General features: G+C 37.9%; 5 protein-coding genes. 1 reads left to right on the forward strand and 4 read right to left on the reverse strand.

From position 1 onward, the window contains the following. From ACIQ32_RS10955 to ACIQ32_RS10970, 4 genes are all read right to left on the reverse strand, one after another. On the reverse strand, nucleotides 1-459 hold a 459-nt coding region (locus ACIQ32_RS10955; protein ID WP_396195731.1), incomplete at its 3' end, for a magnesium chelatase domain-containing protein. A 73-nt stretch (nucleotides 460-532) separates the two neighbouring features. Then, on the reverse strand, nucleotides 533-1438 hold the full coding sequence (locus tag ACIQ32_RS10960; RefSeq protein ID WP_396195732.1) for a patatin family protein: 906 nt from the start codon (nucleotides 1436-1438) through the stop codon (nucleotides 533-535). Further along, nucleotides 1435-3513, reverse strand: coding sequence for a M1 family metallopeptidase (locus ACIQ32_RS10965; protein ID WP_396195733.1), 2079 nt, complete (start codon nucleotides 3511-3513; stop codon nucleotides 1435-1437). Before ACIQ32_RS10965 ends, ACIQ32_RS10960 begins: the two co-directional genes overlap by 4 nt. Before the next feature lie 21 nt (nucleotides 3514-3534). Beyond that, nucleotides 3535-4587, reverse strand: coding sequence for an acyltransferase family protein (locus ACIQ32_RS10970; protein ID WP_396195734.1), 1053 nt, complete (start codon nucleotides 4585-4587; stop codon nucleotides 3535-3537). Between the two features lie 130 nt (nucleotides 4588-4717). Here ACIQ32_RS10970 and ACIQ32_RS10975 point away from each other — a divergent pair. Next, the coding region (locus tag ACIQ32_RS10975) for an ATP-dependent DNA helicase RecG (protein ID WP_396195735.1) at nucleotides 4718-6245 on the forward strand (1528 nt) is incomplete at its 3' end.

Raw genomic sequence — 6245 nt, forward strand, 5'->3', positions numbered from 1 at the left:
AACGGCTAAGCCATCCACAATAGCGGCTTCTTTCACATTTTGAATCGGCAAAAAGAAACCTTTAAATCCTTCTTCTTTGGCTTTAATAGCAATCGATAAGGCGCCTTTGATGGGTTGCAAACTTCCGTCCAACGACAACTCACCCATAATAACATACTGGTCGACTTCCTCCGCATTAATTTGATTTGAAGCCGATAAAATACCGACGGCTAAAGTCAAATCATAAGCTGAACCTTCTTTTCTTAAATCGGCCGGCGCTAAATTGACCGTAATTTTTTTACCGGGAAATTCGTAACCATTGTTTTTGAGTGCAGCGGCTATTCGGTAGCTACTTTCTTTGATAGCATTATCCGGTAAACCAACCAAATGATAACCAATACCTTTGTCGATATTGACTTCTACCGTAATCGTAGTAGCTTCTACACCAAAAACGGCACTTCCAAATACTTTTACCAACATATCTTACAATTTTTAAAATAAAAATAGTAAAATAATTACAAAGTAAAGTATATTTTGTAAGAATAAAGAAAATTTAAGGTAGGTTGTCGCTCATCAACTCGCTTTTGTTTTTAGCATAGTCATAGCCTTTGTGCCACCAATCTTTCATTTTATCTTTATTAAAAATCAGCGCATTGTCTGTGAGTTGAGTTGGCGTGTAATATAAGTTGAGCTTGGCATCTTTGTTCTTGGCCGCTAACTTTCCAATGGTAATGTCGTGCTTTTCTACTTGGGTCAATAAAGTCTGAAACAAGTCAATCATCAAAGAAAACGGGTTTCTGCCTATTTTCTTCGGAAGGGTTTGCACTTCTGTTTCCAATATAATCACATCCACCTCGGTGGCACCGCGTTTGATAGCTTCTCGGATGGGCACCAAACTCGAAAATCCGCCATCTCCATATTCATATCCATTTTTAGTGACCAAAGACATGAACGGAATATAATTACAAGAAATCCAAATCCACTCGCAAAACTCCTCGTAATCAAAGTCTTTAATAGATTTGTATTCGACTTCATTCTTAGAAAGATTGGTCACGGTTACAACGACTTCACAAGCGGTTGATTTGAGCAAAGCGAACTCGGTTACCGTAAAATTTTCTTTGATGTAATCCAACAGTTTATGGCTTTCTCCAAAAGTTCGTTTCCCTTTAACGAATTGCTTAATCACATTCCAGTGGTTGATAGAAACGGTTTCGTTAGGTGTATTTTTGTTTTTAACCACGAACGGACTGATGTCAAAAATACTGCGCATGTTGACGTTTGAGTAGATGTTGTAAATTTTTTCTACTTCACCCAGCGCCAAATGCGGAATCAACAAACTTCCGGTCGAACTGCCGATAAGAATATCGTATTCACAACCATTTTCCTGCATTAAGTATTGCGCTACGCCACCGGCAAACGCACCTTTACTGCCACCTCCCGAAATGACTAGCGCTCTCATGATTTTTCGCTTAAAAGTTTTTGCAATTGGATGACTTCGTTTTCTGGCAAAGAAGGCAAAAACGATTGGAACAACTCCGGATAGCCCTCTTTTTTGAGCAGTTGTCGGATTTTATCACGACCAAACTTGCTGAACTGCCATTTGTGATGTACTGTAGCATTGACTAAATTTTTCAAGACCGCAATATCTTTACTGTCAATGGATAATGCGTTGGTAAGGGCATTTTGACGTACAGAACTTTCAAAAGTTGGAGCTGTATAGCCAATTAATTCAGCGTACAATTGCTCTTTATCTTGAATATTGTCCGAAAGCAAGGCAAATGTAAGATACATGATTCTCAAGCTTTTATCATTTCCTCCTATCCAATGCTTGGCTTTCTCGAGTAATTTTGGTCGGTTTTCCGGGAAACTCTTCCAAAGATTCATAAAGGCAATTTCCCGGGTATCATAAGACGCATCATCTAACAAACTCTCATAAGAAGATTGAAACGAAATAGGAATCTCTTCGGTAAACTCGGCTACAGCTTGGCGAACTTTAACATTGTTAGTTTGTAAAGCCAAATTCAGAAATTCTACTTTATCAGCAAACGGAATATCTTTTAGTTGGTATAAAATCTCGGTTTTTATCGGATAAAAAACATTGGATTGCAGCAACTCGGTGAATCGTGGTTTGTTTTCGGCCAACGATTTTTTGCGCAATTGTTGGGTTTCGAACAGTTGCTGCATGAAAGGATTTTTTTTCAACAAAACATTGGCTTCCTCCGTTTGAAAGTGATAATCTTCCAACCAGTTTTTCTTGAACTTTTCGGTATCGAATGCGGGTGATACTTTTTTAATCTCTGCCAAAAAATCATCGGTTTCGACATTCTTAAATTGGTACTTTTTCAAATACGATTTTACCGCTTTTTGAAATAATTGGGGTCCGATGGCTTCGCGTATGGTATGCAAAGCCCAAGCGCCTTTTTGGTAAAACGATAATGAACTCGCTTTTTCGTGCATCACCGGAATGGTGTCGGTTTTGGCCGCATTGCGAAGTTGTAAAGACGTGCGGTACAATTGGTGGTAAAAATAATCCTCTCCAAAAACTTCACGCTCAGCCAGCAAAGCATAATAAGTAGCAAATCCTTCCTGCAACCAATGGTGTTTACCGGATTTGGCTGTAACTAAATCGCCAAACCATTGGTGTGCCAACTCGTGAGCGTTGACATTCACATAGTTTCGGTCGTTAAAACCAATGTCATCCACCACGAAATCTTGTGCAAAAATAGTACAAGAAGTGTTTTCCATTCCGGCATACAAAAAGTCTTCTACCGGAATTTGCTTGTATACTTGCCAAGGGTATTTAAACCCGATTTCTTTTTCCAAATAATCAAAAATGGTCTTCGAGTGTCGGTATGTGGATTCAAACTTAGCGGTATCTTTAGGCTGGATAAAAAACTGCAACGGTATGCCCGATTTGGAAGCGATGACTTTATTCCTAAAATCTCCAATAACTAGCGCCAACAAATAAGAACTCATTGGTTTTTGCATTTGGTATTTCCAAATCTCACGTCCATTGAAATTGAGTCGGTCTTTCAGAATCCCATTGGAAATAATCACGCTATTTAATGCTCGAGCGCTTTTCTCGAAAGATTCTATGGTAAGTTTAAAAATGACTTTTTCATTCACATCGTCAAAGCTCGGAAACCAATGACTGGTATATTTCCCTTGGCCTTGTGTCCAAACTTGTCTTCCTAAAACACCAATAAAATAAATCGTTTGTTTTGGATAGGCTACATAGGTAAATGAGACTTTGTTTTTACCTTTTTTAAAACCTTCAAAAAGATTTAATGACTTCCCGGAATTAACAAATTGAACCGGTTTACTATTTATTTTAACTTCTGTAAAAGTCATTTTTTGTCCATCAATTTTAATAGTATCGATAGATTCTTTTACCTCAAATTCATAAGTAACATTTCCTGTCACCTTGCGCTCCAATCCCCAAACCGTAATGTTCGCGTAAGCTGTTTTAAAGTCCACTTTTGAGATTTGTTGCGACCACGAAAAAAAAGAAAAAAGCAGTAATAAATATTTCATTGTAGCCGTTTCTATAATTTTTTAACTGATTTTATCCTTCCATTTGCCAATGGGTTTTTCAATGAGTATCCAAGACAAATAACTAATAAAAATCACAAAAGCCGTTTGGATAAAAAACTCTGCATAAGAAAAATTTCCAACGGTAGCCGGTGTTTCGATATGCAATCGTTTGAGCACGACTATCCAATATCTTGGGATAATATTGTGGTATAAATATACTCCATAACTGATTAATCCGATAAAACTTAACATTTTGTTTTCTAAAATATGAGTCACCAAATAGCTTTTTTGGTGGTAACGACAGTAGGCAATTAAAGCTACGGCAATAATGGAAACCAATAGTCGGTCTGAAAACAAAGCAAACTCGTACACAAAATAGTGAACAAAAATTAAGCTTAAAGAAACTACTGCCAAAACATTAATGGTTTTGATAAATACCGATTGCCATTGTGGTCGCTTTAATTCAACATAAGCCAATAAAGCACCTATTCCGAAAGCATTGATACACGAAATGGTCAAAACATAAGTAATTCCATCTATGAAAAAAGGTGACAATGTTCCTATCAATATGGTGACTAACAACAGTATTAAAATCCGATTTCTAAAAAGCACCAATACCAAAAACGGCCAAACCAAATAAAATTGTTCTTCTACCGCCAATGACCACAAATGGGCCAAACAACCAAACCATTTGCCTTCTGTGTAAATCAAATAATTAGAACCATAGAAAAAATACCAAAGAAAATTTTCTCTAAAACTGTTGCCTATAATACCACCGGTTAAGTACAAAACCAATAACAACAAATAGTAAATAGGGAAAATGCGTAAGCTTCTACGGATGACAAAACTCTTAATCAATTGATATGGTGTAGCGGAATTATGCTCAATTTTAGAAATACCGTTCAATAAAATTCTGGAAATCAAATAACCACTCAACACAAAAAAAATGTCTACTCCAAAATGCCCGATTGGCATTATTCTCAAAAAATGGTCAATGGGAAATCGATGGGAAACGATGACCATTAATACTGCAATGGCTCTGATTCCGTTAAGTCCGGAGATGTGTTTTAACATAAAATTGGAATTCCGTTTTACTGTTGTAAATAACGAAAAATATTCGCCAACTTCATAACGAATCCCAAATGAAATTTCAGATAAAACATTTTTAAACTATCTTCGCTGTAGCTATAGTCAGTAAGAAAATATGTCGGTTAACCTTTTGCAAACCCCTATCGAATACCTCAAAGGCGTTGGGCCGCAAAGAGGCGAACTCTTGCGCAAAGAGCTGGGCATTCACCGTTACGACGATTTACTGAACTTTTATCCGAATCGCTACATCGACAGAACGCGATACTACCAAATTAATGAATTGAATAACAATCCGGCCGAAGTACAAATTATTGGAAAAGTCATCCACCTGAAAACGGTCGAATTCGGCAAAGGCAAAAAACGATTGGTAGCTGTTTTTACCGACAATACCGGCCAAATGGAACTCAACTGGTTCCAAGGCCACAAATGGATACGTGATACCTTAAAACTTAATATACCTTACGTGATTTTTGGTAAAGTAACCCATTTTAACGGACAATACAGCATGACACATCCGGAAATGGAATTACTCAACGAACACGAGCAAAATCTCAGAACCGCCTTGCAACCGGTTTATCCTTCTACGGAAACTTTAACCAATCGCGGTATTTCAAATCGAGTCATTAACAAAATGATGCAACAGGTTTTTGTTGAAACCCAAGCCCAGTTTGTCGAAACTTTACCACACTATATTTTGGACGAATTAAAGTTGGTTCCGAAAAACGCTGCTTTGTTCAATATCCATTTTCCTAAAAGTCCGGAACTGTTAGCCAAAGCACAATTCCGATTGAAATTTGAAGAGTTGTTCTTCATCCAACTGCAACTCATCACCAAAAACTTGGTTCGCAAACACAAAATCAAAGGCCATCCGTTTACAGTAGTTGGTGAACATTTTAATAATTTCTATCAAAACCATTTGCCGTTTGAACTGACTAACGCGCAGAAAAAAGTGCTCAAAGAAATCCGAAACGATATGGGCACCAATGCCCAAATGAACCGTTTGTTGCAAGGCGATGTCGGTTCGGGAAAAACCATAGTCGCTTTGATGTCTATGTTGATTGCCTTGGATAACGGCTTTCAAAGTTGCTTGATGGCACCGACGGAAATTTTGGCCACCCAACATTTCAACGGGTTAACCGAATTGGCTCAAAACCTCAACATCAACATCAAATTACTCACAGGTTCCACCAAAACCGCCGAACGGAAAATCATCCACGAAGCACTTCAAAACGGCAGTCTGCACATCCTAATCGGAACACATGCCTTATTAGAAGACAAAGTCCAATTTCAAAATTTAGGTCTGGCCATTATTGATGAACAACACCGCTTTGGGGTAGAACAACGCTCTAAACTTTGGCAAAAAAACGATATTCCGCCGCACATTTTGGTCATGACTGCCACACCTATTCCGCGTACCTTAGCCATGAGTTTGTATGGCGATTTGGATATTTCAATCATCGACGAATTACCACCCGGAAGAAAACCCATTCAAACCGTTCATCGCTACGACAGCAATCGCTTGAAAGTGTGGAAATTTATCAAAGATGAAATTGCCAAAGGCCGTCAAATTTATATCGTTTATCCTTTAATCAAGGAAAGCGAAACGATGGATTACAAGGATTTGATGGATGGTTACGAAAGTA

It is taken from the genome of Flavobacterium sp. (genome assembly GCF_044373165.1).
Classification (GTDB): Bacteria; Bacteroidota; Bacteroidia; order Flavobacteriales; family Flavobacteriaceae; genus Flavobacterium.

What these genes read in the sequence shown, in the direction of transcription:
- ACIQ32_RS10960 (WP_396195732.1), bottom strand. Translation starts at nt 1,438, where the DNA reads ATGAGAGCGCTAGTCATTTCGGGAGGTGGCAGTAAAGGTGCGTTTGCC.
- ACIQ32_RS10965 (WP_396195733.1), bottom strand. Translation starts at nt 3,513, where the DNA reads ATGAAATATTTATTACTGCTTTTTTCTTTTTTTTCGTGGTCGCAACAA.
- ACIQ32_RS10970 (WP_396195734.1), bottom strand. Translation starts at nt 4,587, where the DNA reads ATGTTAAAACACATCTCCGGACTTAACGGAATCAGAGCCATTGCAGTA.